18 protein-coding genes are annotated in these 24,628 nt (G+C 43.6%); 7 read left to right on the forward strand and 11 right to left on the reverse strand.

Annotated features, from left to right (window positions below):
- Positions 1 to 231 precede the first annotated feature (231 nt).
- Positions 232 to 2,082: an ABC transporter ATP-binding protein gene (locus L8S15_RS02605; RefSeq protein ID WP_016767100.1), complete on the reverse strand. Its 1,851-nt coding sequence runs from the start codon at positions 2,080 to 2,082 to the stop codon at positions 232 to 234.
- A 529-nt stretch (positions 2,083 to 2,611) separates the two neighbouring features.
- On the opposite strand from L8S15_RS02605, the gene L8S15_RS02610 reads away from it, so the two are divergent.
- Entirely contained in the window at positions 2,612 to 3,586 is a 975-nt protein-coding gene (locus L8S15_RS02610; RefSeq protein WP_016787458.1) for an arginine deiminase-related protein, read from the forward strand.
- A gap of 139 nt (positions 3,587 to 3,725) precedes the next feature.
- Here L8S15_RS02610 and L8S15_RS02615 read toward each other — a convergent pair whose 3' ends face one another.
- The 6 genes from L8S15_RS02615 to L8S15_RS02640 all read right to left on the reverse strand — a co-directional run bounded on the left by L8S15_RS02615 (position 3,726) and on the right by L8S15_RS02640 (position 9,780).
- Positions 3,726 to 4,355, reverse strand: a complete 630-nt coding sequence (locus L8S15_RS02615; protein ID WP_010432104.1) for an acetyltransferase — start codon at positions 4,353 to 4,355, stop codon at positions 3,726 to 3,728.
- 332 nt (positions 4,356 to 4,687) lie between these two features.
- Positions 4,688 to 5,263 (reverse strand): mechanosensitive ion channel domain-containing protein, encoded by a 576-nt coding sequence (locus L8S15_RS02620; protein ID WP_010432101.1) that lies wholly within the window; start codon positions 5,261 to 5,263, stop codon positions 4,688 to 4,690.
- Positions 5,263 to 6,198, reverse strand: coding sequence for a CorA family divalent cation transporter (locus L8S15_RS02625; RefSeq protein ID WP_010432098.1), 936 nt, complete (start codon positions 6,196 to 6,198; stop codon positions 5,263 to 5,265). Before L8S15_RS02625 ends, L8S15_RS02620 begins: the two co-directional genes overlap by 1 nt.
- A gap of 328 nt (positions 6,199 to 6,526) precedes the next feature.
- Positions 6,527 to 8,149 carry a phosphoethanolamine--lipid A transferase gene (locus tag L8S15_RS02630; RefSeq protein WP_016797839.1) on the reverse strand — a complete coding sequence of 541 codons (1,623 nt, stop codon included), beginning with the start codon at positions 8,147 to 8,149 and terminating at the stop codon, positions 6,527 to 6,529.
- Positions 8,150 to 8,381: 232 nt separating this feature from the next.
- A complete protein-coding gene (locus tag L8S15_RS02635; protein WP_280571968.1) occupies positions 8,382 to 8,951 on the reverse strand; it encodes a porin family protein in 570 nt (189 codons plus the stop codon).
- A 250-nt stretch (positions 8,952 to 9,201) separates the two neighbouring features.
- Positions 9,202 to 9,780, reverse strand: coding sequence for a porin family protein (locus tag L8S15_RS02640; protein WP_010432088.1), 579 nt, complete (start codon positions 9,778 to 9,780; stop codon positions 9,202 to 9,204).
- Positions 9,781 to 10,130: 350 nt separating this feature from the next.
- Here L8S15_RS02640 and L8S15_RS02645 point away from each other — a divergent pair, with 350 nt between their 5' ends.
- Both L8S15_RS02645 and L8S15_RS02650 read left to right on the forward strand, forming a co-directional pair.
- On the forward strand, positions 10,131 to 10,670 hold the full coding sequence (locus L8S15_RS02645) for an isochorismatase family protein (RefSeq protein WP_010432085.1): 540 nt from the start codon (positions 10,131 to 10,133) through the stop codon (positions 10,668 to 10,670).
- A 53-nt stretch (positions 10,671 to 10,723) separates the two neighbouring features.
- On the forward strand, positions 10,724 to 11,257 hold the full coding sequence (locus L8S15_RS02650) for an AAA family ATPase (RefSeq protein ID WP_016787456.1): 534 nt from the start codon (positions 10,724 to 10,726) through the stop codon (positions 11,255 to 11,257).
- Positions 11,258 to 11,277: 20 nt separating this feature from the next.
- Here the strand turns inward: L8S15_RS02650 and L8S15_RS02655 are convergent, their stop codons facing one another.
- Both L8S15_RS02655 and L8S15_RS02660 read right to left on the reverse strand, forming a co-directional pair.
- Positions 11,278 to 11,442, reverse strand: a complete 165-nt coding sequence (locus tag L8S15_RS02655) for a hypothetical protein (RefSeq protein ID WP_010432080.1) — start codon at positions 11,440 to 11,442, stop codon at positions 11,278 to 11,280.
- Between the two features lie 112 nt (positions 11,443 to 11,554).
- Entirely contained in the window at positions 11,555 to 13,618 is a 2,064-nt protein-coding gene (locus L8S15_RS02660) for an ATP-binding protein (RefSeq protein WP_016797841.1), read from the reverse strand.
- 208 nt (positions 13,619 to 13,826) lie between these two features.
- On the opposite strand from L8S15_RS02660, the gene L8S15_RS02665 reads away from it, so the two are divergent.
- From L8S15_RS02665 to lhgO, 4 genes are all read left to right on the forward strand, one after another.
- Complete coding sequence (locus L8S15_RS02665; RefSeq protein ID WP_010432074.1) at positions 13,827 to 15,170, forward strand: sigma-54 dependent transcriptional regulator; 1,344 nt, start codon at positions 13,827 to 13,829, stop codon at positions 15,168 to 15,170.
- A 318-nt stretch (positions 15,171 to 15,488) separates the two neighbouring features.
- Entirely contained in the window at positions 15,489 to 16,502 is a 1,014-nt protein-coding gene (locus tag L8S15_RS02670) for a TAXI family TRAP transporter solute-binding subunit (protein ID WP_010432072.1), read from the forward strand.
- 213 nt (positions 16,503 to 16,715) lie between these two features.
- Positions 16,716 to 18,893: a TRAP transporter permease gene (locus L8S15_RS02675; protein WP_016767107.1), complete on the forward strand. Its 2,178-nt coding sequence runs from the start codon at positions 16,716 to 16,718 to the stop codon at positions 18,891 to 18,893.
- A 25-nt stretch (positions 18,894 to 18,918) separates the two neighbouring features.
- Positions 18,919 to 20,142 carry an L-2-hydroxyglutarate oxidase gene (gene lhgO / locus L8S15_RS02680; protein WP_016794863.1) on the forward strand — a complete coding sequence of 408 codons (1,224 nt, stop codon included), beginning with the start codon at positions 18,919 to 18,921 and terminating at the stop codon, positions 20,140 to 20,142.
- Positions 20,143 to 20,273: 131 nt separating this feature from the next.
- Here the strand turns inward: lhgO and L8S15_RS02685 are convergent, their stop codons facing one another.
- On the reverse strand, positions 20,274 to 21,824 hold the full coding sequence (locus tag L8S15_RS02685; protein ID WP_016794862.1) for a M28 family metallopeptidase: 1,551 nt from the start codon (positions 21,822 to 21,824) through the stop codon (positions 20,274 to 20,276).
- A 128-nt stretch (positions 21,825 to 21,952) separates the two neighbouring features.
- Complete coding sequence (locus L8S15_RS02690) at positions 21,953 to 24,307, reverse strand: M4 family metallopeptidase (protein ID WP_280571970.1); 2,355 nt, start codon at positions 24,305 to 24,307, stop codon at positions 21,953 to 21,955.
- Positions 24,308 to 24,628 lie beyond the last annotated feature (321 nt).

The raw sequence follows: 24,628 nt of genomic DNA on the forward strand, positions 1-24,628 counted from the left end.
TCGACGAAGTTTATCGTGCAGACAGAATAGATGAGAAAGGGCCGAAGCTGAACAGGTATAAAAAAGGCTAGCCTCCCCCCGAAGTCTAGCCTTATTCCAGAACGCGCAAGCGAAGCGTCTTGTCCCGTTAATGTCATTATATAATTACGACATAACATTCTGCTATGTGTAATTTACCAGTAATTGACATATTGGTGTGAAACACGCCGCACTTTTAAAGTAGCACATAAATTAAACGTTGGTCGCTTGCTCAAGATCATCTGCGATGAAGCCACCCGTTTGATGATTCCACAATTGAGCATAGATGCCATTTTGTTGAATCAACTGTTGGTGCGTGCCTTCTTCTACGATATTACCTGCATCGAGTACGATCAAACGATCCATTGCTGCAATCGTTGATAAACGGTGTGCAATCGCGATGACCGTTTTGCCTTCCATTAGCTCAATCAAACTTTCCTGAATGGCGGCTTCCACCTCTGAATCGAGTGCTGAAGTTGCTTCATCTAGAACAAGCAGTGGAGCATTCTTTAGTAGGACGCGAGAGATAGCGACACGTTGACGCTGACCACCAGAAAGCTTAACACCACGCTCACCTACTTGTGCATCGTAACCAACGTTACCAAATGGGTCGGTGAGCGTTTCTATGAACTCATGCGCGTGCGCTTGCTTCGTGGCTGCATACACTTCTTCATCCGATGCTTCAGGTCGACCGTAAAGAATGTTGTCTTTGATTGAGCGGTGAAGCAATGAAGTATCTTGAGTCACCATACCGATGTTACTACGTAGCGAATCCTGGGTAACGCTCGAGATCTCTTGGTCATCAATTAGGATGCGGCCGCTTTCTACATCGTGGAAACGTAGCAGTAAGTTAACTAGAGTTGACTTACCCGCACCTGAACGGCCAACCAAACCGACTTTTTCGCCTGGTTTGATGTTGAGGTTTAGGTTGTTGATCACCCCCTTATTCTCACCGTAGTTAAAGCTCACGTTATCGAAGTGGATGCCGCCTTGCGGAACTTTAAGTGGTTCAGCGTCTTTTTTATCTTCGATAGCGATAGGTTTAGATAGCGTTTTAATACCATCAATCACAGTACCTAGGTTTTCAAACAGACCACCGATCTCCCACATGATCCACTTAGACATCCCGTTAATACGTAAAGCCAAGCTGACAGCAATGGCAATCGCACCGACCGTGATTGCGTTATCTAGCCATAGGTAGATAGAGATACCAGCAATGCTGAACACCAATAGGTAGTTAGCGAATTCAACGCAGATGTTAAAGCCGGTAACTAAGCGCATCTGACGATGCACAGTATCAAGGAAGCCTTCCATGCCTTCTTCGGCGTATTCGGTTTCTCTTTTACTATGCGAGAACAGTTTCACCGTCGCGATGTTGGTGTAGCTATCGACGATACGACCTGTCATCAGTGAACGAGCATCGGCTTGTTCGGAAGAAACATCTTTTAACTTAGGGACAAAGTGCAGTTGGATACCGACGTAAATGAATAGCCAAATTAGCATTGGAGCCATTAAGCGCCAGTCTGACTCCGCGAGCATGAATAACATCGCCGTAAAGTAAACCGTCACATAGACGAACACATCGACCATTTTAGTCACGGTTTCACGCACCGCGAGCGATGTTTGCATCACTTTTGTCGCAACACGCCCGGCAAAATCATCTTGATAAAATGACAAGCTTTGCTTTAGAAGGTAGCGGTGTGCTAGCCAACGAATCGACATTGGGTAGTTGCCCAGTAAAGTTTGGTGAAGCAATAGCGAGTAAACACTGATTAATATTGGCATCACAATCAACAGCAAAACACCAAGACCCATCAGAGTGGATCTATTGTCGGCCAAAAAGGTGTCTGGGTTGCTTGTTGATAGCCAGTCCACCAGTTGCCCCATATAACCAAACAGTGCAACTTCGATGATCGCGATGGTCATACTCATTAATCCGAGCACGATTAATGGTTTTTCAAAGCCTCGAGTGTAGTGGCGACAAAACGCCAGTATTCCTGTGGGAGGTTGTATCGGCTCTCCCTTTGGAAAGGCTTCGGTAAAGCCTTCAAATTTCTTGTACATAGATTTCCCTTTATAACTAATGCATCTATTAGCAACTGCATCGTCGTGAAGCTTGTTTTTATAAATTTGGTTTGAAATTTTATAAGTGCTAATGAGTTCTTATCAGTATGACCTCATTAGATAGATTTTCGTTGTTAGTTCTTTTTAAGTGACGCAGGAAAGGTTCAAAGAGTGTCTTTCACGACGCTTATTTTAGATTGATACGGACTGGAAAAGTTAGGCTTATTTCAAACGTAATTGATTGTTATGCAACGGTGATAATCCTAACGTTAAATGAATTAAATTGTAACCTAAACTCGAGCCAAGCTAGAGAATGACGTTGGGATATTTATTCATCAGTTTCTCTAACTAATATGCAAACAGTTGGTTCTTTCTGATGTGCTGTTATCTTGCAGTAAAAATTGCGGAATAAACTGATTTTTGCAGTAATTGTTTGGGATAAATATTCAAATCATTATTATTTTCAGTGAATCTTGTCGTAACAAGTTGTTTACAATTCTGAGGTAGATAAAAGATAGGGACGGTTGAGATGTTAAACCTACACAAAAAGTCACTTCACATTAGTAGTGTTCAAAACGCCAATTGCGTTGTTATGGTGCCACCAAAAGAGTTTCGTTTTAACGAAGAAACTGCGCGTGATAATGAGTTTCAGAACAGAGTGAATCTGACTGAAGCCGAGGTGAAGCTAGAAACGATGGCCGAATTTAAGGCTATGGTGGTTTCGTTGCGTAAAGAAGGTGTGCAAGTTGTAGAGTTTGATTACCCTGAATTGGGTGTAGAAACCCCTGATGCGGTTTTTCCCAATAACTGGTTTAGCACTTGCAGTGACGGTAGTTTATTCACCTTTCCTATGGCGTGTGAGAACCGCCAGCATGAAGTTAAGCCACATGCTCTTATTGAAGCGTTAGAAGCCTCTGGCCGCATTGTTAATCACAGTGAGTCTCTAGAGTCGTATATTGACCAAGGTTCCTATCTAGAGAGCACTGGTGTGATGGTGATCGATCATATTAATAAGACGATCTATGCAGCGCTTTCTCAGCGTTGCGATCGTGAAGTATTAGAAGATTATGCGAAGCGTATTGGTTATTCGCGCGTAGTTTCCTTCCAAACGGCATTGCCGTCTGGTCAGCCGATTTACCACACCAATGTGATGATGGCGATTGGTGATAACTTCTGCGTGATCTGTGATGAAGTGATTCCTGAATTTGAGCGTCGTTTTGTGGTGAAATCTCTTGCTAAAGACAAGCAGGTTGTCTCTATTTCAATTGACCAGATGAACCGATTCTGTGGCAATATTTTGCAACTCGAAACGGTGAATGGCGATAAGGTGATTGCAATGTCTCAATCTGCTTATGATGCATTCTCTCCAGCGCAGTTAGCCCAGCTTTCGACACACGGAAAACTGCTGCCATTCAATGTAAAAACGATTGAAGACATTGGTGGTGGTTCGGTTAGATGCATGTTGGGTGAAGTGTTTTTGCCAACACGAGTGAATCTTTTGTAGCTGGCTGCTTATTTCTAGTAATGAATCTTTTAATACCACTCTATCTGTAGAGTGGTATTTTTGTTTTAGAAGGGAGTGTATTTAGTTTTTGGCTTTTAGCTATAAAAACCTAGAACCCAAGAAAGCGAAAAACAGCTAATCAGGCAGCTTTGAAAGCTCGGTGCTCTATGAACTGGGCAGAGAGAGTGACCACTTCTTTCGAATATACGAGCGCTGTGTGGTTGAGCTTGAGAGCACAGGTGTCTGTAGCGCCTCTTAGGTTCGCATCTTCGAGTGTGACCGTGCCATCGCCTGGATTCTTGCCTAACACAATTCTTCCTACACCAGCGTCGTAGGTGCCAGTGATCACACCTATCGGCACGTCGATATCATAGTCACCTAAGCCATCACTTAAGATCATTTTGCTCGAACCAAATATAAACCCGAGGCCATGATTAGACAGTGTTTTAGCGATGGTTGCCCCATTGTGAGGTGTACCTGCGGTAATAATGCAGGTGTCTGCAAAGTTGGGTTGGTAGAATTTAAAGTAATGACGAATCAGTAAGCCACCGAGTGAATGGCCAAAGAAGTAGACTTCATCATGCTCATCAAACCGCGCATTTATAAAGCGATTAAGGCGCTTTGCAGCAGAAGGAAAACGCAGAGAGTTGTAGGCGAACTTGTGCGTTGTAAAGCCACGTTTTTTGAAGTTCCTATCCAGATATTGCATGATCAACGCAGGCATATATAGACCATGAATTAAAACTATATGTTTGTTTTTATTATTCATTTTTATCCTCCGTATGATGGTGTCTCCAGTATATTTAGTCGCAAATCTAAACTCAATAAAACTTGCGGCTAATGGGACACAAAAGACAGAGGTGTACGTTATAGACAGAGTGCTCGTTATAGATAAAGAGTGGTTACTCCGATCTCACTCCACCATAAACATCAATGGTTAAGCCACCGTTTAGCGTAAGTATCGGGTGTCAGACTTTTTACCTTATTGAAGCTTCTCTCTAATGTTTTTTATTAGCAAGTCACTTGTCACTAAACTCTGCAATCGGTTTTGAACTAAGCACTGTTAATACCTTACGGGTCGGTTCGTTGAGTCTATAAATCTTACGATTTTGAATTTTCAGCTTTGATGAGTTTTGTATCGACAGTTTCACTCTTTAACTCAGGCTCAACTAGTACCTTTATCACGCCTTTTTGTAGGATCAGGTTATTAGGGTAGGTGATGATGTTGCCCGAACTGTGTCGAAGAATAACGTGGAACATGGTGATATCGATGATCACGCCACTGATATCTTCGTCTTTCTCTGCGACTCTTACTCTGTCGCCAATGCGATAAGGGAAGACGAAAAATATTAGTACGCTGGCTGTGAGGTTACTTAGAATCGACCATTGCGCGAATAAAGCGACACCCAGCACCGCAAATATGGATGACAAGAACAGCGAAATATCACCAAAACCCAAGTTAAGAACAATCGTAAACACAGCGATGAAGAGCAGAAACAGTAAGATATTGAAACACTTAATCACGAACTGCTTTCGCTTCAATTCGACGCGCTTATTTTCCGCTAATGTTTCTATCCAATTTTTCCCCAAGCGTTTTATCACCCAATACACAGTGATAAGAAGTAAACCTAAACCCACTTGTTTAAGCCACATATTGGATTGCAAAAACTCAACCATTAAATAAACCTTAATTTTTTCAAAATAACGACTTCAATCGCAACGACCATCAACAGTCCAATACAAAACAGCGGGAATGCCACAGGGTTGTCTGTTCCTGGGATTCCAGCAATATTGACGCCCAATAAACCGGTGAAAAATCCGGCAGGGAGGAAAATACCCGCAATGATAGAAAATAGGTATGTATTTCTATTCATTTTTTCAGCTTGTTGCTGACTTCTACTCGCCAAAAACACATTAATCTGGTCGATATAGAACTCAACGGATTCGTTAATCCTCAAAATGGTATCAAGACTGTTTTTGATATGACTGTTGTGCTTACTCAGCGGGGCTGGTAAGTCATTCATTAAATCCTCGAAAACGTATTTCTGTGGCTTCAAATAGCGTCTTAGTCTGAGTAGCCTAGAATGCAGAGCATTGATGGACTTAATATCGTGATGAGATTCAGACTCTAGCTCATCAATCAGTTGTTCAACGGGAGTCAAGAAGCTTGATATGTAATGGTTGATTCCTCGGATCATGCCTAGTAATACATCAGGTAACGATGTCGGGCCTTGGCTTTGTTTGAGATCAGATATTAGGTTGCTAACCGCTTTTGAAGGGACCTTGCGTGTCGATATTAAAGTGCCTTTGTACCATAAGATACGTAGGCTAAGCATGTCGTCAGGGTTGGCACCTTCGTTTAGATTAATGCCTCGCAGAATCATTAAAAAGCAGTCGTGCCCAAATTGTTCAAATCGAGGACGAGTGTCATCGGTAAGTAGTGAATCGATGATGGCGTTTGGAACCGTATTACTGTGGAGCCATTCTCTCAAACCGTCAGCATCTCTTTGGCAATGATACCAAGTTGATTGCTCGAATTGGGCTGGGCTGGTGGTGTGCTCATGTGCCACACCTTCTGAAAATTGCCAGCTTGAAATTATGAAAGCGTCCATTCGCTGTCCTTAATGATATGACGAAACCATCGATATTAGAGCACGATTTAAGTGCCTATATTAGCTCTATTTTCTTAGAGAACGAGAGCCGAGATAACAAGTGCTGGTAGAACGTTTGGTTAGAGAAGTTACTCTTATGAGTTCTCGGATTTATAAGTACCGTTCCCTAATAAATGTAGCTCATTGTTTCGTCGTTATAAATTAGCACTCTGGTCCCATGTTAGCGACGAAAAAAAAGAAAAGACCGAGGTCTTTTCTTTTGAGAGATAGTTGAGGAGAGCTTGCTCAGGCAACTCGAGTTTTCCGATGGTTTACATAAGCAAAAGCGCTAACGACACGGTGCGAAGATATCTTGTTCCTCTCTATACTCTTTGGTTTGTACATCCATCAGGCCAAGCAATGAATCGAACAAATTGTCGTGAGAAAAGCTCTGTTCCTTTCCTTCTTTACGCAAGCAAGTGTCACTGAGCCCTTTCTCTGTAGCAAAGTCATCAGACATCCATAGAATCATCGGAACATGGGTTTGTTCTTTCGGTGCTAATGAATAAGGCATGCCGTGTAAGTAGACGCCATTTTCTCCCAATGACTCTCCATGATCGGAAATGTACATCAGCGCGACATTGTACTTATCGGTGAGTTTTTCTAGCTTCTTAATAGCCTGTGAGAGAAAGAAATCTGTGTACAAAATAGTGTTGTCGTAGGTGTTGACGACTTGCTCTTTGGTACAGTTTTCGATGTCAGAACGTGGACAATCTGGCATAAATTTCCTATGTTCTTCAGGATAACGCTCATAGTAAGTTGGGCCGTGAGAACCGGAAATATGATAGAAAATGATACTATCTTGCTTAAGATCTTGGGTATCTTGCTCAAAGCTCTCTAACATCGCTGTGTCGTAACACACATCGTTGTTACATAGCGGGTCGCTGTCTTTGGCGACGAGAGTCATCTCTTTGATTCGGTGCGCAACGGTTTTGTCTCCACCATCATGTTCTCTCCAAATAGAGTGAATCCCTGCGCGGTTCATGATGTCGACTACGTTGTCTTGGTTGTAGGCTTTGTCGCGATCATAGTTGCTGCGATTCATGTTAGAAAACATACACGGAACAGAAACTGCAGTGGCCGTTCCACACGACTGAACATCAGAGAAAAATATCGGATTGTAGGGCTTGGTATGAGCATTGGTTTCTTTCTCATAGCCATAATATTGATAGTTGTATACACGTGCTGTTTCACCAAGAACAAACACCAATAAGGTTGGTTTTTCTGCTTGTTTAGTTTCTGGTTTTAGCTGTGCGTCTAAGCCTATTTCTTGGTACGGGATTGGCTCTTTGATATAAGTATTATTGATGTACTTAACGGTTGATGCCACGTACTCCGTTGGAATGATCATCTTCTTGAGATGAGAATTATTTCGGCCAATCGATACGTAATCTTTGTAAAATAGCCCTGCAATAATGGCAATGACGATTAACGAACTCAATAATCCTATCGATTTCCAAATAGCAAAATCTTTCCAAGACTCTCTTTCAAGGTTCGTCAATAAAAGTACTAGTGATGGTATACCACCCATCAAAACAAACCAGAAAATAGAATATAGGCTTAAATAACTGGCGGCTTCTCCACTGTTGGTTTCAAAAACGTTTTCTATCATTCCATAGTCAACAAAAATGCCATAGCTGAACATGCTGTAGCTGACCAGAGAGGAAGTAAGCAGTAACAAGATGAAAAAGGCCTTGGCGAATATCGGCCAGTTAAAAACTTGAAAGATAAAGTTGAATGCAGCGAGAAAGAAGAAGGGAATTGAGATTATGAACCCAATACTTTCCGCTTTTGAGGCACTAAGAATATTGAATAACTCGCGCGAGATCGGCAGGTTGATGACAAGTAAATAATACAATGCCAAAACGAAAGGGAGTTTGTTTATCGACATATTTAAGCGCGGTAGATTCATTGTCTTGTTTTCCTGCGTCTCTTGTCCCTTTATTTTAGTCTCGCTACCAAGAAAGCTCTAATATCAATGCATAAAGCTCAGGAAGTGATGGAGAGCGATAAACCGGCTAAAGTGAAATGACGCGATAGGGCGTGTAGAAACAAAAAATTCACTTTACTGAGTGACCTTCATGACAAGGTGGAACAGCAAAGTGAATTAGTATATTTAGCTTATTCTATGTAATTCAATCACATTAGAAGTTGTATGAACCACCGAAGCTAATGCTGTTGAAGGCAAGTGTTTTGTCTTCTTTCTTAAAGCCGTAGTCGTTCTCAACACTCGCCGCATCTGCTTGTGAAATTAGGCGAAGTGTTAGGTGTTCGATTGGCGTGTATTCAACACCGACACCAAAGTGGAAACCAGTACCACTGTCGTCATCATAACCAGCACTCTGGTTTGCATTTAGGTCAACAGAACTTAAACCAGCCAATACGAATGGACGGATAGTATTGTCGAACGTGTAACCGATGTTTGCAGATGCTGAAATAGATGTTGGCGACAGTTTTGCTGCCCCCTTTTTGTAGTCTGCGTAATCGTTGTAGCCAAGCTCAACACCAATGATGCGATTGAATTGGTAACCGCCGTATAGGTTGTAGCCCATGCCATTTGAATCTAAATTACCTTGACCATCTGTATCAGAATCTTGGTAGATACTAAGTCCGCCACCAATGTAAGCACCGCCGTCAGTTCCTGCTGCTAAAGCTGGAAGAGATACTGCGCCAATTAAACCTAGTGCTAATGCTGATTTCGCTATCTTGTTCATCTTTGTTACTCACTCTGTCATGTCTTCAAATGTGATTGTCAGTCACTATCGATTGTTAATCGTTTTTAGTTTGTGGCCTCTAGACCGTTGTTGACAATTATCCCTGAGTTTTTTACTCATTACTGTATGGCTTTGTAAGTTGAATCGTTACATAGAAACAAAAATTCACTTTACTGTGCTGTCTTATTACAGGGCAGAGCAGCAAAGTGAATTTTGGTTATTTACTTACTATGTAATCACTGGGAGCACATCAGAAGTTGTATGAACCACCGAAGCTAACACTATTGAACGCAAGTGTGTGATCATCACTTTTGAATGAGCCGTTACTTCCGAAGGAATAGTTGTCTTCCACATTTACCGCATCCGCTTGAGAAATCAGGCGAAGTGTTAAGTGCTCAATTGGTGTGTATTCAACACCGACACCAAAGTGGAAGCCAGTGCCACTGTCGTCATCATAGTTTGCTGCGCTATTTGCATGAAGGTCGACCGAGCTTAAACCTGCAAGTACAAATGGACGAATGGTGTTGTCGAACGTATAACCGAGGTTAGCTGATACAGAAATAGACGTTGGTGAAAGTTTGTCTGTGCTGTTCTTGTAGTCTGCATAATCGTTGTAGCCAAGTTCCACGCCAACGATACGGTTGAATTGATAACCGCCGTATAGGTTGTAGCCCATTCCGTCTGAATCTAGGCTTGGCGCACCGTCTGTGTCTGAGCCTTGATAGACACTAAGCCCACCACCGAGATAGGCACCTCCATCAGTGCCTGCTGCTAAAGTTGGAAGTGAAACTAAACCAATTAAACCGAGTGCTAATGCTGATTTTTTCATGATAATACCTTGTTTACTTATCCTGTGATGGAAGTCACGGTATCGCTGATTTTTGATCTGTAAAACCCTCAGAAATGAAACCTATCTTCTCATTCATCGTGCGATTATATGCGGCTCTAGAGTTTTCAATAGTTAACGAGATTTTGCGCGGTTATATTGTATATAAATAAAATTCATATATTGACAAATGGTTAAATTTGCTAAATAAAACGATGTTTTTAATTTTTCCTTGATTGGTTTTTTATACTAAACTATTGAAATAAAAATATTTTTTAATGGCTCACTAGCGCTGTAGGTGATTTTTTTTGATAAACCCAAGCGTTTGATTCATCCATAACAAGGAAAAAGTAATGCTAATCAAAGAAAAGACAGGCTTGGTTGTTGTGGATGTTCAAGGCAAGTTAGCGTACCTCGTCGATGAGAGCGATACGCTAATTTCTAACTGTAGAAAGTTGATTAAGGGCGTGCAGGTTTTGGGGCTGCCAATTGTTAGCTTGGAGCAGAATTCTGAGAAGTTAGGTGCTACGGTCGACGAACTTAATGACCTATTGAGTGATGCTAAGCCGATACAAAAATTTACGTTCAACGCGTGTAACGAGCCCAAGTTTGTTGAGGCAGTGCAAGCCAAAGATGTGGATACGTGGTTGGTTTGTGGTATTGAAGCTCACATTTGTGTCTATCAAACCGCAGTGGGTTTGTTGGAACTTGGGTTCAAGGTTCAAGTGGTTAGTGATTGTATTAGCTCGCGAACCGCACTCAACAAGGGGCTGGCAATCCGTCGACTAACCGATGCTGGTATCCAAATCACAGGATTGGAAATGAGCTTATACGAGCTAGTGAAAGATTGTCGTGCACCAGAATTTAAGTTCATTCTATCCTTAATTCGTTAACTTGGGTTTCGTTTAGGTCCGATTCGTTAACTTTCCATTTTGAAGAGGTTTATTTGAACAATCTAATCGTATTTACCGGAGGGCCGGGATCTGGAAAAACCTCAGTCATCGATGCTTTGAAAAGTCTGGGCTATCGCTGCGCACCAGAAGTTGGACGTAAAGTGATTCAGCAACAAGTCGAGCAACAAGGTAGAGCCTTGCCGTGGTTAGATAAAGTGGCTTTTCGTGACGAAATGGTGCGAGAGGAGTTAGCGAATTACCAAGCGTTTGAGGAAAGTGAGCAACTCGTTTTCTTTGATAGAAGCATCGTAGATTCATACGGTTACAGCTTGTTAGAAACGTTGCCTATTTCAGAGCCTTTGATGAATAACTGTAATGAACTGGAATACAACAGCAAGGTATTTATCTTCCCGCCATGGGATTCGATTTTCATCAATGACCAAGAGCGCAAGCAAGATTTTGATGAAGCGATCGCCACCTATGAAAAGATGGTGACAGCCTATAATCAGTTTGGTTATCAGCTGGTGGAAGTGCCTAAGCTATCTGTTGAGGTACGAGTCGAGTTTATCTTAGCCTCGGTTGGTTAGATTAATCGAAACAGTCGGTGTTACGGCTCTTGAGAGGCGATTGTCGAACCGCCACCTATACCGACAGCAATGATTTGTCTGGTGCTATGCAGCCAGCTGGCTGCGGTTTCAACGTCTTGCCCTTTGAACAGAGTGCGGTTGATGTCTAGGTTCTTGCTTGATTGTTTCGTTGATACTTTAGTCACTGTTTGCTCAACCGATTCATGCGTCAGACACGAATACCTACCAAGATGTACTCTCTTAATAAGCTAAAATATATACGAGTCAATTATCGTAATTTTTGAGTCATATTAGTAACTACGCACTATCACTATTCTGTAGCGTTAACGTGAATGTCATGCCTTGGTCTGGGTTGTTTTTCGCTATCAAGGTACCTTGCATATCCCGAACATTGTTTGCTGTTATAGCCAGCCCGAGTCCTAAGCCTTCGCCCATCTTTTTGTTGGTATGGAAGGGTTCGAAAATGGTTTCGAGTTGGTCTTCTGATACGCCACAGCCATTATCTTGCACTTTGATGATCACGCGTTGTTGATCGGTATGTGCGCTGATAACAATGGTCGCGGGTGTTTGATTTTGAGTGGCGTCTATTGCGTTTCGAATCAGGTTTCCAAGAACTTGGCTTAGCCTGGCTTCTTCACCCATCACCATAGAAATATTGGAGGCGATTCGTACTCGAATATCGACGTTTTCGAGATCGGCTTGGTGAATGCGTAGGGTTTCTTGCAGTGCGTCTGTCAGTGACACTGGGTATGGCTTTTCAAGTCTTTTAAAGGCGAATGACTTCAATTGGCTGGTCATGTTTGCCATTCGGTCGATAAGACTCATCACTAAGTCCATGTTCGCTTTCAACATCTTGGTCTCGCCTCTTTCCATCAGTAGTTGATTACTTGAAAGCAGGGTTTTTAGACCAGTAAGCGGTTGATTAAGCTCATGAGTGATCGCACTCGACATCCGCCCTAGTGCGGCAAGTTTGCTTGATTCAACCAGTTCTTGTTGTGCGTCTTTCAGGTCTTGTGTTCGCTCTTCTACACGTAGTTGAAGCGTTTTATTAGCGTTTTGCACTGCAATTTCTGCTTTTTTGCGCTTACTAATATCGATCACGGTACACAGATAATAAGTGGTCGCATGCCAAGGAAAGGCACTTATAGAAAACAGTACCGGAAAGTAGCTACCATCGCTGCGTCTTGCCATGGTTTCGACGCTGGTTATTTCGGCCAGTTCTTGGTGTTGCTCTAGGTTCTGAAGCAACTGCAAGGTGGTTGAATTTGGATTGCCTGCCTCAAATAACTGCCAAACTTTGATGTTACTGATCATTGAATCGGATAGTGAGAAGTAGTTCTTGGCCATGAGATTAATATCATGGATATGACCATGTTTGTCGATCAGCACTAGCCCAACGTGCGTTTTATTGATCATCCCAGACAGACGCTTTTCCGACTCTTCGATGAGTTTTTGTATTCGTAAATTGCTGAGCTTTTTCTGACGTCTTTGATAAAGAATAACCAGCAATAACAGAATGAACAGACAACCTACTGCGACGCTCCAACTTATCCAACTTGTGGTTTGGTTTAGGCTGGTTAACGGCGTTAGGTAGGTTAAGCGCCAATTCAGGTCGTCTAACTTTATGGATTGAATAAGGTAATCTTTATCTTTCAGTCGCCATACGCGAATGTGGGTTTGGTCATATAGCTCACGCTTTGTAGCGAGCGGTTGTGAAGTGAAATTTTCATTGAACCAATCTGCATTCAATCGGTGATCACTCGATAGAAAAAACTGATCGCGAGGGTTTTGAAACAAGATGGCTTCACCATCGGCAAACCATTGGTCGATCAGTAATGATAAATCAATTTGTACTGCAACAATGCCTACCACATCGGATGCTCGATAAACGGGTGCAGCAATAAAATAATCGGGTGTGACGCCTTTATTTTTGGTTACTAGGGAGATCGCACCGCCTTGCTGGTGGATCTTAGCGACAATAGTGCTGGCGCTTTTTTTACTGAGTTTGTTCCTTTCTACGCTAGAAACAAGCAAATCACCGTTTGCAGAGAGTAGATACCATCCTTTGGTGTTAGCCGCTTTGTCTAACTGAATCAGCTGTTTTTTAATGTGTTTTTGGAGGCGAATGTCACCATCAATAAAACGCACGCTGGTTTCATCGTTCGTCACGAGATAAGGCAAATAGTAAAAACGTTTGAGCGTGCGTCTTGCTTCGGCAATGTATCCAAGGAAGCGCTGTTCTGCGTAACGCTGAGCTTGTTCTAGCTTCCATTGGCTTATGCCACTTTTGGTAGTTACCTGAATTAAACCAATCAATAAACAGGCAAACAGGAACAACCAATATCGATTTTTGTTAACCATTCTTGATTAAATCCTTTTTAAATTATTGAGTTGAAAAGCTGCGTTTTATTACCACATGGAAGGTTGAATCTGGAACAAATTGAAGCTAGCAAACATTATAAAACTGTTAAAGGAGTGTTATTCAAAGTGGGAGCTAGCTCCTTTTAGTCTGCGGCTTTTTTACATACCGTGGTCGATATTATTTAGGTGTAAGCGATGGGAAGAGATCATGCAACGTATTGCTTTGATTGAAGATGATGCAATTGTGCGTCAAGCAACCAGCCAATGGTTGCAGTTGGCAGGCTTCGATGTCACCGCATTTGAGGTTGGACAAGACGCGTTAGATGCGGTCGTGGAAGGTGATTTTCAGACCATCATTAGCGATGTGCGCTTACCTGATATTGATGGTGTTGAACTGTTAAGTCGCTTTAAAGATTTGGTGCCAGAAGTACCTGTTATCTTGATCACCGGACATGGTGATGTCGATATGGCCGTTAAGGCATTACAGCAAGGCGCGTATGATTTTATAGAAAAGCCGTTCGATCCAGAGCGTTTGTCTCAAACGGTATCGGAAGCGGTAGATAAACATCAAAGTGGTCAAGATAGGATAAATCGTCAAAGCTATTTGGATAACCTGAAGGGCATTGAACAAGTTCTGATTGGCCGCAGCAGAGTGATGTGTGCATTACGAGAACAAATACAAAAGGTCGCTTCAATTGATACCAACGTGATCATTTATGGTGAAACTGGCTGTGGGAAAGAGCTCGTTGCCTCTTGTTTACATAAATTTAGTCAGCGTAAACCTCATCCTTTTGTGCCACTAAACTGTGGTGCGATTCCAGAGAATCTATTTGAAAGCGAGCTGTTTGGTCATGAAGCCGGAGCATTTACTGGTGCTGCTAAACGACGCATTGGTAAGCTTGAATTTGCCGACAAAGGTACGGTCTTTCTTGACGAAATAGAAAGTATGCCGTTGTCGATGCAAGTAAAAGTGCTACGTACTTTACAAGACAATGTTGTTGAACGTGTCGGTGGTAATCAACAGCAACATGTTGATTTAAGAATAGTTTCAGCTTCGAAATGCGACCTTTTAAATCATCCTGACTTTCGCCAAGATCTTTTCTATCGTTTGAACGTTGCTCAACTGCATTTACCTCCCCTTAGTGAACGAGAAGACGATGCTCTTATCCTTTTTGAACACTTCACTCAAGAAGCAAACAGCGAAACCCGAGCGGCCAGTGAAGCCGATCGCTATGCCTTGTTGTCGTATGCATGGCCGGGCAATGTGCGTGAACTGCGTAATGTTGCGATTCGTTTTGCGCTGGATGAAAGCCTGACCGTTGGTGATATTTTGGCGTGTCGTCCTAATTCTGTCACAGAGTCCACAACGGCAGGCATCCCGTTGGCGGTTCAAGTGCAGAGCTTTGAACGGAAAGTGATTCATGATGCGCTAGTGCGTTATCAGGGACGCATCAATGATGTTATGCAAGACTTGGATTTACCTCGTCGAACATTGAACCAAAAGATGGTGCGTTATGGGTTGAATCGAAGTGACTACGTCGATTCTCAATGATCGGTTTGACAGTCGTGTTTATTGGATATTGATGAGCAATAAATGGCTCATCGTATATTTATCACTTTACAAACATTGATCACATAAATATAACATGATGTGACCTGACCACCTTTAAGGGGATGTTAACTGCGGCTTTGGATAAGCAAAAAATAGCTTACTCATTAGTAGTGAAATAAGCAGAAAATGGCTTGCTTTAGGTGGCTTTTAAAATAAATCATAATAAAAACAGTAGTTTAAAAATTGGCATTGTGCTTGCTATCTAGTGATTGTTGTTAACAAAAATATAACGTGAATAACCCTACATGGAGAGTAACAATGAAATACAACAAGCTAGTTAAAACTTTAGCGATAGCAATGGCTTCTCTTGGCCTTATCAGTAATGCGTCAGCTGAAGAAGATCGCAGCTATATTTTAGCGACGGCCTCAACGGGTGGTACTTACTATCCGGTAGGTGTGGCCTTAGCGACATTGAGTAAAGTTAAGCTTGCGCCTAAGCAGCACTTTTCTTTAGCGGCTATCAGCTCTGCGGGCTCGGGTGAGAACGTAAAGTTGTTGAATGAGAACGAAGCTCAGTTCGCCATTCTACAAGGTTTGTATGGTGCTTGGGCTTGGCAGGGTTTGGGGCCATATGAGAAATCTGGCAGACAAACTCAACTGCGTTCAGTTTCCATGTTATGGCAAAACGTAGAACACTTTATTGTGCGTTCAGATCTAGCAAAAACAGGTACAGTAAGCGATCTAGAGAACCTAAACGGTAAGAAATTCTCTATCGGTAAGAAGAACTCTGGGACTGAAAACTCAGGTCGTCAAATCATGCAAGGCCTATCCGTGGACCCAGAACAATTTAAACTCGCCTTTATGGGTTACGGTGGCAGTGCGAGCGCATTACAAAATGGCACAATTGATGGTATGAACACGCCTGCTGGTGTTCCTGTTGGTGCGGTGACGCAAGCCTTTGCAGCACTGGGTGAAGATATTCAAATCTTGTCGTTTACCGATGCACAAATCAAACAAGCGAATGGTGATTATAATATCTGGACCAAGTATGAGATCCCAGCAAACACTTATCCAGGTGTCGATAAACCAATTACTACGATTGCCCAACCTAACTTCCTAGCGGTTCGTGAAGACATTTCTGAAGAAGATGTGTATCAACTGACCAAAGCTATCTATGAAAACCTACCTTTCCTACAAGGTATCCACAAAGCAACCAAAGCAATGGCACTTGAGAAAGGGATCGCAGGCCTTCCTGTTCCGCTTCACCCTGGTGCTGCTCGTTACTATAAAGAAGTGGGTATAGAAATCCCTTCTGAGTTGATCGTCGACTAACTCTTTGTCTTCGATTAGCCATTTATCTCTAACTCGCTATTTGGCGTGAACTGAATATTCGCGTTAATTAATTGCTTGGTGCGTTTTCATCTGTTTCGGCTACTTTGTCTGATTTGACGGTCTCCGACTCGTTCGATTATTTGAAGTGAAAACGCACCACCTTACTTTATGGATTTTCTCTGCGCGTTTGGCTGTGGAGAGCAGGAGTTTTCTATGAGCGATTCGCTGCAGCAGGAACTGAAAAAATTCGAATTGCCTACCCGAACAGATTTCCCTTGGGTAGGCAAAGCAATAACGACTATGGGAGTGATACTCTCCCTCCTACATATTTGGTTTAATACCTTATCTACCTTGCCAGAGCTTTGGATTTCGGCGACGCATTTCGCTGGTTTCGCAATCATTTGCGCACTTTGGTATCCCGCCCATGTCTCGCTTAAAAAAAGCAAAATAGCATTAGCTATCGATATTGGGATTGCCTTGGCTGCTTTAGCTTGCCTTATCTACATTCCCTTTGCCGAAGATGCGTTGTATGACCGAGGCGTAAAATTTATCGCCAGTGATTGGTTTTTCTCTATCTTGGCGATTGCCATCGTCATTGAGCTGATTAGACGCACTATGGGCTGGTTCATTCCAGTGCTTATCTTAGTGTGCTTAAGTTATGTAGTGCTTTGGGGACAATGGACCAGCGGTATTTTTCATTTTCCGGGTTTAAGCCTTGAGACGTTACTTTATCGAAGCTTTTACTCATCAGAAGGGATGTTTGGTTCGATCTCAAGAATCAGTTGGACCTTCGTGTTCATGTTCATCTTATTTGGCGCATTTTTAGTTCGATCTGGTGTCGGCGACTACATTATTGATGTATCCCGTGCCGCGGCGGGCAAAGTGATTGGTGGCCCTGGTTTCATTGCCGTTATTGGCTCCGGCTTGATGGGCTCTGTCTCCGGGTCGAGCGTAGCAAACACAGTATCGACGGGCGTGATCAGTATTCCCTTGATGCAAAAGGCAGGTTTCCCTTCGCGTTTCGCGGCAGGTGTTGAAGCGGCTGCATCCACTGGCGGGCAGTTGATGCCACCTGTGATGGGTGCGGGCGCGTTCATCATGGCCTCTTACACGCAGATCCCTTATGTCGATATTATTGCGGTTTCCTTTGTTCCTGCGCTTATCTACTTTTTGTCAGTGGCCTTTTTCGTGCGTATTGAAGCGAAGCGTAGTGGTGTACAAAAGGTGACCTCTGGCTGTGAACCTTTGTTAAAGGTATTGCTATCGGGCTGGCACAACCTGATCCCATTGGCCGTGTTAGTGACTTTGCTCGTTCAAGGCTTTACGCCGACTTACGCTGCGGGTATTTCGATTCTTTCTGTGGTGGTGGCATCATGGTTCTCTAAAAATCACAAAATGGGACCGAAAGCGATCATTGAAGCTTTGTCTCAAGGCGCAAAAAACATGGCGACAACGGCTGTGTTACTAGTTGGTATTGGTCTAGTTGTTAATGTCATTAGCACTACGGGAATTGGTAACACCTTCTCTTTGATGATCAACAGCTGGGCGAATGGCGAGTTACTGGTGATGATTGCGTTGATCGCACTGGCGTCTTTGATTCTGGGTATGGGGTTACCAGTAACGGCGGCTTATATTGTGTTGGGAACATTGTCTGCTCCTGCCTTGTATAAATTGATTGCTGAAAGTCAACTGCTCGACTTGTTGGTGTCAGGGCAGCTTCCTGAGCAAGCTAAAGCCATCTTTATGTTGGCTGCGCCAGATAAGCTTGATCTATTGAACGCACCGATGGCGTTGGAAACGGCGAAAGAGATGATTGCGTTAGTTCCTGCTGATTTTGTGGAAACTCTGCTTGAACAGAGCCTTGGCTTAGAAGCTATCAGCCTTGCACTGCTTTCGGCTCACTTAATTATTTTCTGGTTATCGCAAGACAGCAACGTGACTCCGCCTGTTTGTTTAACTGCATTTGCGGCTGCAACCATTGCTAAAACACCCCCGATGAGAACGGGCTTAATGGCATGGAAGATCGCCAAAGGCTTGTATTTAGTACCATTGTTGATTGCCTACACTAACTTGGTAAGTTGGGATGTGGCCTCCGTGTTAGTCACGGGTGGCTTTGCTGTTATTGGTACTTACGCGTTTATCGCGGCGATTGAAGGTTATTTAGAGAGCGAAGTTAATATTATTACTCGAGTAGTGTTGGTTGCGATAGGTGTAGCTCTAGTATGGCCTGATGTTTCAGTCGTGATCCGTTTGGTATGTGTTGCCATTTTTGTTGGTATCTTCATCTACAGCGGTCGTAAATACGATGCAAATCAAGTGAAAAAGGAATCAGAAAGTGAGGAAAAAAAGTTACCTCAAACCGGGTCTAACACTGTCGCGTCTTCCCTATAATTAAAGGATTGAATGTAGGAATATTATGAACTCAACATACGACTATATTATCGTTGGTGGTGGCATTGTTGGTGTGTCGACGGCATGGCAATTACAGCAAGCTCACCCTGATAAAAGTATCCTTTTAGTCGAAAAGGAGCGTGGCTTCGCGCAGCACCAAACTGGCCACAACAGCGGTGTGATTCACGCGGGTGTTTACTACGCTCCAGGCAGTTTAAAGGCCGATTTTTGTAAGCGTGGCGTAGAGCGAACTATCGCCTTTTGCAGCCAACACGATATCCCTGTCGAAAACTGCGGTAAGCTGTTGGTCGCGACCAATGAGCAGGAAGTGGAGCGCATGAACGCGCTCTACCAACGTTGTCATGATAACGACATTGATGTCGATTTGTTGGACCAAGCGCAACTGAAACTTGCCGAGCCCAACATCACGGGCTTGGGCGCGATTTATGTCAAAACCACCAGTATCGTCGACTACAAAAAAGTCACCGAAGTAATGGCTCAAGAGTTTGTTGAGGCGGGTGGCAAGCTTAGTCTAGGCACAGAAGTGATCATGGCGGATGAGCAAGAAGATGAAGTGCAGTTAACGTGCAAAGTCGATGGTCAAACTCTACAACTGAACAGCCGATTCTTGATCACTTGTTCTGGTTTGATGGCCGACAGAATGACCAGCATGCTTGGCATTGAAACCGACTTCCAAATCGTCCCTTATCGCGGTGAGTATTATCAGTTGGACGCGAAACACAACCAGGTGGTGAATCACCTTATCTATCCGATCCCTGACCCAGAACTGCCTTTCTTGGGTGTGCACTTAACACGTATGATCGATGGCTCGGTAACGGTAGGGCCAAATGCAGTTCAAGGTTGGAAGAGAGAAGGCTATGGCAAGCTGAACTTTAGTTTTAAGGACACTTGGCAGATGCTGAGCTTTTCGGGCTTTTGGAAAGTGACTGCGAATAATCTGAAAACCGGTTTGATCGAGCTTAAGAACTCGTGGTGGAAGCCGGGCTATCTAAAATTGGTCAACAAATATTGCCCGAGCATTACGGTGTCAGATTTCAAACCTTACCCAGCAGGCATACGCGCTCAAGCGGTGCTCAAAGATGGCACTTTGGTTCATGACTTCCTGTTTGCAGAAAGCCCAAGAAGCTTGCATGTGTGTAATGCGCCATCGCCTGCAGCGACTTCTGCGATGCCGATTGGCGAATACATTTGTGGCAAGGTGATGAAAAAGACGGCTTGTGATAACTGAAGATCATTGATCGAACTTTTCTCCGAAGATAATAAAAAATCCGCCAGCTCCATTCTATTTAGGATCGAACTCGCGGATTTTTAGTTTTAGCCGTGTTTGCTCGAGTTAGTTGCTAGCAACTAAACTTAAAGCTAATCAGGAACGAAGGTTGCGACGATAGTGACATCGTTAAAGTTACGATAACCATGCACCATGATGTTGAATTCACCGGCTGGTTTGTTCAATACACACTGTTCGTTACTGCTATTTTGGTATGGGCGGCAATCGTAGCTTGTTTTCGATACTGTACCATTGTGTTTCACATATAAATCCGCATCACCACTACGAGGGCCTGTTAATGTCACCGTTAACTGACCTGCACTTTCCGTTGTAAATGTGAAGAACTGCTCTTCACCATATCCTGCAGTAAGCCCTTCAACAGGCACGTCATTTTGCAGCTCTTTAGGGCCTGCAACGGGCGAATCAAGGCTGGTTTCGACAAGGTAAGCAATGGCCAGTTTGGCGAACTTGGTCGCATGTGTCGCTGTTGGATCGGAGTTCTCAAGCGTGTCGTGCTGAGTATGAATGTTTGGGTTGTAGTCGTTGAACATACTTTCGAATGGCATGGCTGCTGGGTAGCCAACATTGTGCCAAGAGGCGTGGTCAGAACAGGCATAGCCACAATCATCGAAACCGTAACTGATGTCGCTAGCGTAAGTGTCGATCAGCTCGCTTAAGTAGGCGTTTAGGTTGCTGTCGGTATAGTCCGTGATGAAGGTGATATCGTGCGCTGAACCGTTGTAGTTGGTCATGTCTAATTGCAACACCGACACAACGTTTGCTTGCTCGTCTCTTAAAGCGTTGGCGACATCTTGTGAGCCGCGCAGCCCTACTTCTTCTGCTGCATAACCATAGAACTTAATTGTTTTGTCGGGCTGAATGCCACTGGCGATCATCAGGCGAAGCGACTCAGTTACGGTCGCAATACCAGACGCATCATCATCGGCTCCCGGTGAGATGGTGCCTTCGCTTGTCCAAGATCCAACAGTCGAATCAAGGTGTCCGCCAACAACGACGATCTCTTCAGGATATTTAGCGCCAAGCAGTGTCACTTCAACGGATTTTTGCGGATATTCGGCATGCGTGATCTGGCGTGCAGACGCATACGGTACGTCTTTAATTTCTGATTCCCAACGATCTAAAAGCCAATCTGAAGCAGCGACACCAGTAGAAGTAGTATAAAAACGGTTGGTGAAGTTGGTTAGATTTTCGATGGTCGTGACCATGTTGTTCGGCTCGACCTGAGCGAGTAGGTCGTTCACTGTGTCTTGATGGCTGATCACCGGCTTTTCGAAGGTGCTCATTGTCAGTGGCATCGCTGCGGCTTTGAGTGCGCTTGCTTTGTCTTCATGCACCATGTAGCCACCACAGCGGTGGGTTTCTTCGTGCATGTGGCTAGAGAGTTTAGCCAGCTGTTTTGCGTTGATTTTCGCGACGATGGAATGCTTGTTTCCAGTCACGCTTGGGTAAACCGTTGCGCCATGTTGAGTCATTATATGCTGTGCGTCAGCATCGGTGGTGATCCAAACTTCTTCGTTCGCTGGTGGTGTGATTCCTAGGGATGCGTAAGCCGAAGTACTGTTGATTAAGGCTAAAGAACCTCCGAGTACAGCCAAAGCTAGCATGCTTTTTTGAATAGCCATTTGTCGTCCTTTTTATGGTGAGTATTGTTGTGTTGATTGGTGTGATTTTTTTTAGTGCGTGGATGTTTCATTTTCTAAACAGATAACCGCGAAAAGGGCCCCTTTCGGAGCCCTGATTTTACTATCGATTATTGTGCTTTAATGAAACGGTAGTGCTTGGTTTCTGAACAGATATCGCTTGAGGTACACACTTGGTACTCAACATCTACTGTGCCGTTGTGACGGAACTTGTCGACGTATGAGTTGAAGTCTGTAGCACCAACATTCTTGCCATTACGCTTAATCACGAAGTAGTCATTGGTGTCGTAATCCCATGCCAGCTTAACGCGAGCTTTGCCGTTCGGGTTTTTGTTACCAAACTTCAGCTTTAGTGGGAAGCCTTCCGCTGAGTTACCTTCAATCGTGATAGATTTGCTTGTTGATGTTGCAACGCCTGCATCGTCAGTCACGGTTAGGGTAACCACGTAGTCGCCAGCTTCAGCATAGGTATAACGAGTCACTTCACCTGTTTGCGTGTTGCCATCGCCTAGGTTCCATTGGTAAGAAACGATCTGACCGTCGCTATCCGAACTTGTGCTGCGCAGTTCTACTTCTTTGCCTACAACCGTGTGTTCGAAAGAAGAAACTGGCGGTACGTTAGCATTGCCAGATTCGTACGATGCTGTTAGGTTTGCACCTGCGTAATCTGAGTAACCTAGAACGTTAACCGTGTAACGACCTGCGGTTGGGTTTTCAATCACACACACTTCGTCTGTCACGGTTTCACTCTTACAAATATTTTCTTGAGAGCTTGGCACATAATCTAGACCGACATACATATCCGGGTCACCAGTAGACACAGCAAGATCAATCGTCAGCTTGTCTTGGCCTTCTGGTACTTCGATATCGAAGTAAGTTTTCGAACCCGTTTCACCAGCGACTGCGGCTTCAACACTATTCTCAAGACGTTGATATTCCGGTTCTGGTGGAAGTGGCGGTTCGCCACAAGGTGATACACCGACTAAGTTGAACGCAGAAACCACATCTTCGGCACTGTAACCAAGGTCAGTTGCTGAGTTTTTCACACCACAAGCTCCTTGCCAAAAATCGGTGTTTTCAGACCAGTAGATTTGGTTGGCTAACACGAACAGTTCGAAGGCTTTCTTGGTGTCCCAACCTTGTGTGGTTGCTAGGTGGTAGAACGCTTTGTTGAACACGCCTGAGCTGTAATGCACGTTCAAGCCATCGTAGTATTCGGATGCGTTGTTGATAGAAGAACCATCGCGTGATGGATCGTCCATGTAACGCAGCGCGCCTTCGCCTTTGAAGATATTTCGGCCGACCATCCAGTCATTGGTGCCCTTCATGTAGTATTCAGCCGCTTCACCCGCCATATCAGAGAAAGCTTCGTTCATACCCCCGGATTGATTCGCGTAAACCAAACCTGAGTTTTGCTCAGTGAAACCGTGGCTCACTTCGTGTGCTGACACGTCTAGGCTAACAAGTGGATAGAAGAAGTTTTCACCATCGCCAAAGGTCATTGCCTTGCCGTCCCAAAATGCATTCTCGTAGTTGTTACCGTAGTGAACACGCATCATGAGTTTGAAAGAGAGTGGCGCTGTGTCGAACCAGTTCTTATACATGTCGAACACGATGTTACCGAAGTAGTGTGCATCGTTGAGCGGAGAGAAGGCTCCATTCACTTCTTTATGTTCGTTACGAGGACATTCATAGCTATACGTGGTGTCGCCATCGGTCGCACCATTTAGGTCAACGGTGACAACATTTTCCGATTCCATCACACACTCTGTGCCATTTTCTACCACATCAAGGTAGTGGTAGTCGGTACCGTATTCGTAAATGCCTGTTTTTTCGTTACCACCGGGGCCTGTTCCGATCTGTGCGTGAGCAATACCTTCCCAACGGTCGATAACTTCGCCTGTATGTGCATCAAGCATGGTGAATGGTCGAGTCGGCTGTTCTCTGCCTTCAACGAGATAAGAGACAACGTAGACTAGGCGTGTTTTGTCATGTCCTTGTTTTCCTGAACTTTGATAAATAAACAGTTCATGTTGGACGTTGTCTAAAGATTTGCTGGTTAAGCCCTGAACCTTGAGATCTTTACTCGCAAGCTCAACCGCTTGAGAGCTGTTGATCGATGGCTTAACAAAAGATCGCTCTAGGGTCGACGTTTTAAGGTAGCGTCCTTGAACGGATTTCAGCGCACCACCTTGAACACTTTGGGTAGCATTTAGGTAGTGCCCCCAAACAGGTGTTCCCCAGATGTTCTGTTGGATCTTAACTTTGTAGATACCACGCTTTTTGAGGCTCACCTCTTTTACCATCTCAAAGCTAGAGGCATTACTGACACCTAATTGAGCATTTAACCCAGAAAAGTTAGTAAAATTGATCGGTTGATTGATTTGAACGGATTCACTTGCGTGCACAGACAAAGACATAGCGCTGGCTATAGCAACGGCAACTAAACGTTTCTTTATTTTCATTGTTATTTTCTCTTTCCATGTAAAAACAAAGACGAAAGTAACAAACTCGTTACAAATAATTTACATCATTCGATCTGATTAATTAGTAGCATGGCAATGATCGCTTTTATTCATGAAACTTATATCTTGCACATTTACAGCTAGTAATCATTTCTGTTTATTTTTGAACCAATTCACCTTTTTTGTTTATAAAATGATGACACTTTTATTAAGTGTTTATTTTTCAAGAGAATTAAGTTTTTTGCGAAAATTGAACTGTGCCGCAATTTATGTGCGATGGGTTGATAGAAGGATCAACGATTTGGGGAGTTCAGTTTGAAC

The sequence above is a fragment of the Vibrio sp. S/42/10 genome (assembly GCF_029890535.1).
GTDB classification, from domain to species: Bacteria; Pseudomonadota; Gammaproteobacteria; order Enterobacterales; family Vibrionaceae; genus Vibrio; species Vibrio cyclitrophicus.

Bases quoted from the DNA above. Each gene is read 5' to 3' on its own strand.
- L8S15_RS02620 (WP_010432101.1), bottom strand. From the start codon at position 5,263: ATGGTTGAGTTTTTGCAATCCAATATGTGGCTTAAACAAGTGGGTTTA.
- L8S15_RS02605 (WP_016767100.1), bottom strand. From the start codon at position 2,082: ATGTACAAGAAATTTGAAGGCTTTACCGAAGCCTTTCCAAAGGGAGAG.
- L8S15_RS02630 (WP_016797839.1), bottom strand. From the start codon at position 8,149: ATGAATCTACCGCGCTTAAATATGTCGATAAACAAACTCCCTTTCGTT.
- L8S15_RS02685 (WP_016794862.1), bottom strand. From the start codon at position 21,824: ATGGCTATTCAAAAAAGCATGCTAGCTTTGGCTGTACTCGGAGGTTCT.
- L8S15_RS02615 (WP_010432104.1), bottom strand. From the start codon at position 4,355: ATGAATAATAAAAACAAACATATAGTTTTAATTCATGGTCTATATATG.
- L8S15_RS02690 (WP_280571970.1), bottom strand. From the start codon at position 24,307: ATGAAAATAAAGAAACGTTTAGTTGCCGTTGCTATAGCCAGCGCTATG.
- L8S15_RS02660 (WP_016797841.1), bottom strand. From the start codon at position 13,618: ATGGTTAACAAAAATCGATATTGGTTGTTCCTGTTTGCCTGTTTATTG.
- L8S15_RS02670 (WP_010432072.1), top strand. From the start codon at position 15,489: ATGAAATACAACAAGCTAGTTAAAACTTTAGCGATAGCAATGGCTTCT.
- L8S15_RS02635 (WP_280571968.1), bottom strand. From the start codon at position 8,951: ATGAACAAGATAGCGAAATCAGCATTAGCACTAGGTTTAATTGGCGCA.
- L8S15_RS02625 (WP_010432098.1), bottom strand. From the start codon at position 6,198: ATGGACGCTTTCATAATTTCAAGCTGGCAATTTTCAGAAGGTGTGGCA.
- L8S15_RS02675 (WP_016767107.1), top strand. From the start codon at position 16,716: ATGAGCGATTCGCTGCAGCAGGAACTGAAAAAATTCGAATTGCCTACC.
- L8S15_RS02665 (WP_010432074.1), top strand. From the start codon at position 13,827: ATGCAACGTATTGCTTTGATTGAAGATGATGCAATTGTGCGTCAAGCA.
- L8S15_RS02640 (WP_010432088.1), bottom strand. From the start codon at position 9,780: ATGAAAAAATCAGCATTAGCACTCGGTTTAATTGGTTTAGTTTCACTT.
- L8S15_RS02610 (WP_016787458.1), top strand. From the start codon at position 2,612: ATGTTAAACCTACACAAAAAGTCACTTCACATTAGTAGTGTTCAAAAC.
- lhgO (WP_016794863.1), top strand. From the start codon at position 18,919: ATGAACTCAACATACGACTATATTATCGTTGGTGGTGGCATTGTTGGT.
- L8S15_RS02645 (WP_010432085.1), top strand. From the start codon at position 10,131: ATGCTAATCAAAGAAAAGACAGGCTTGGTTGTTGTGGATGTTCAAGGC.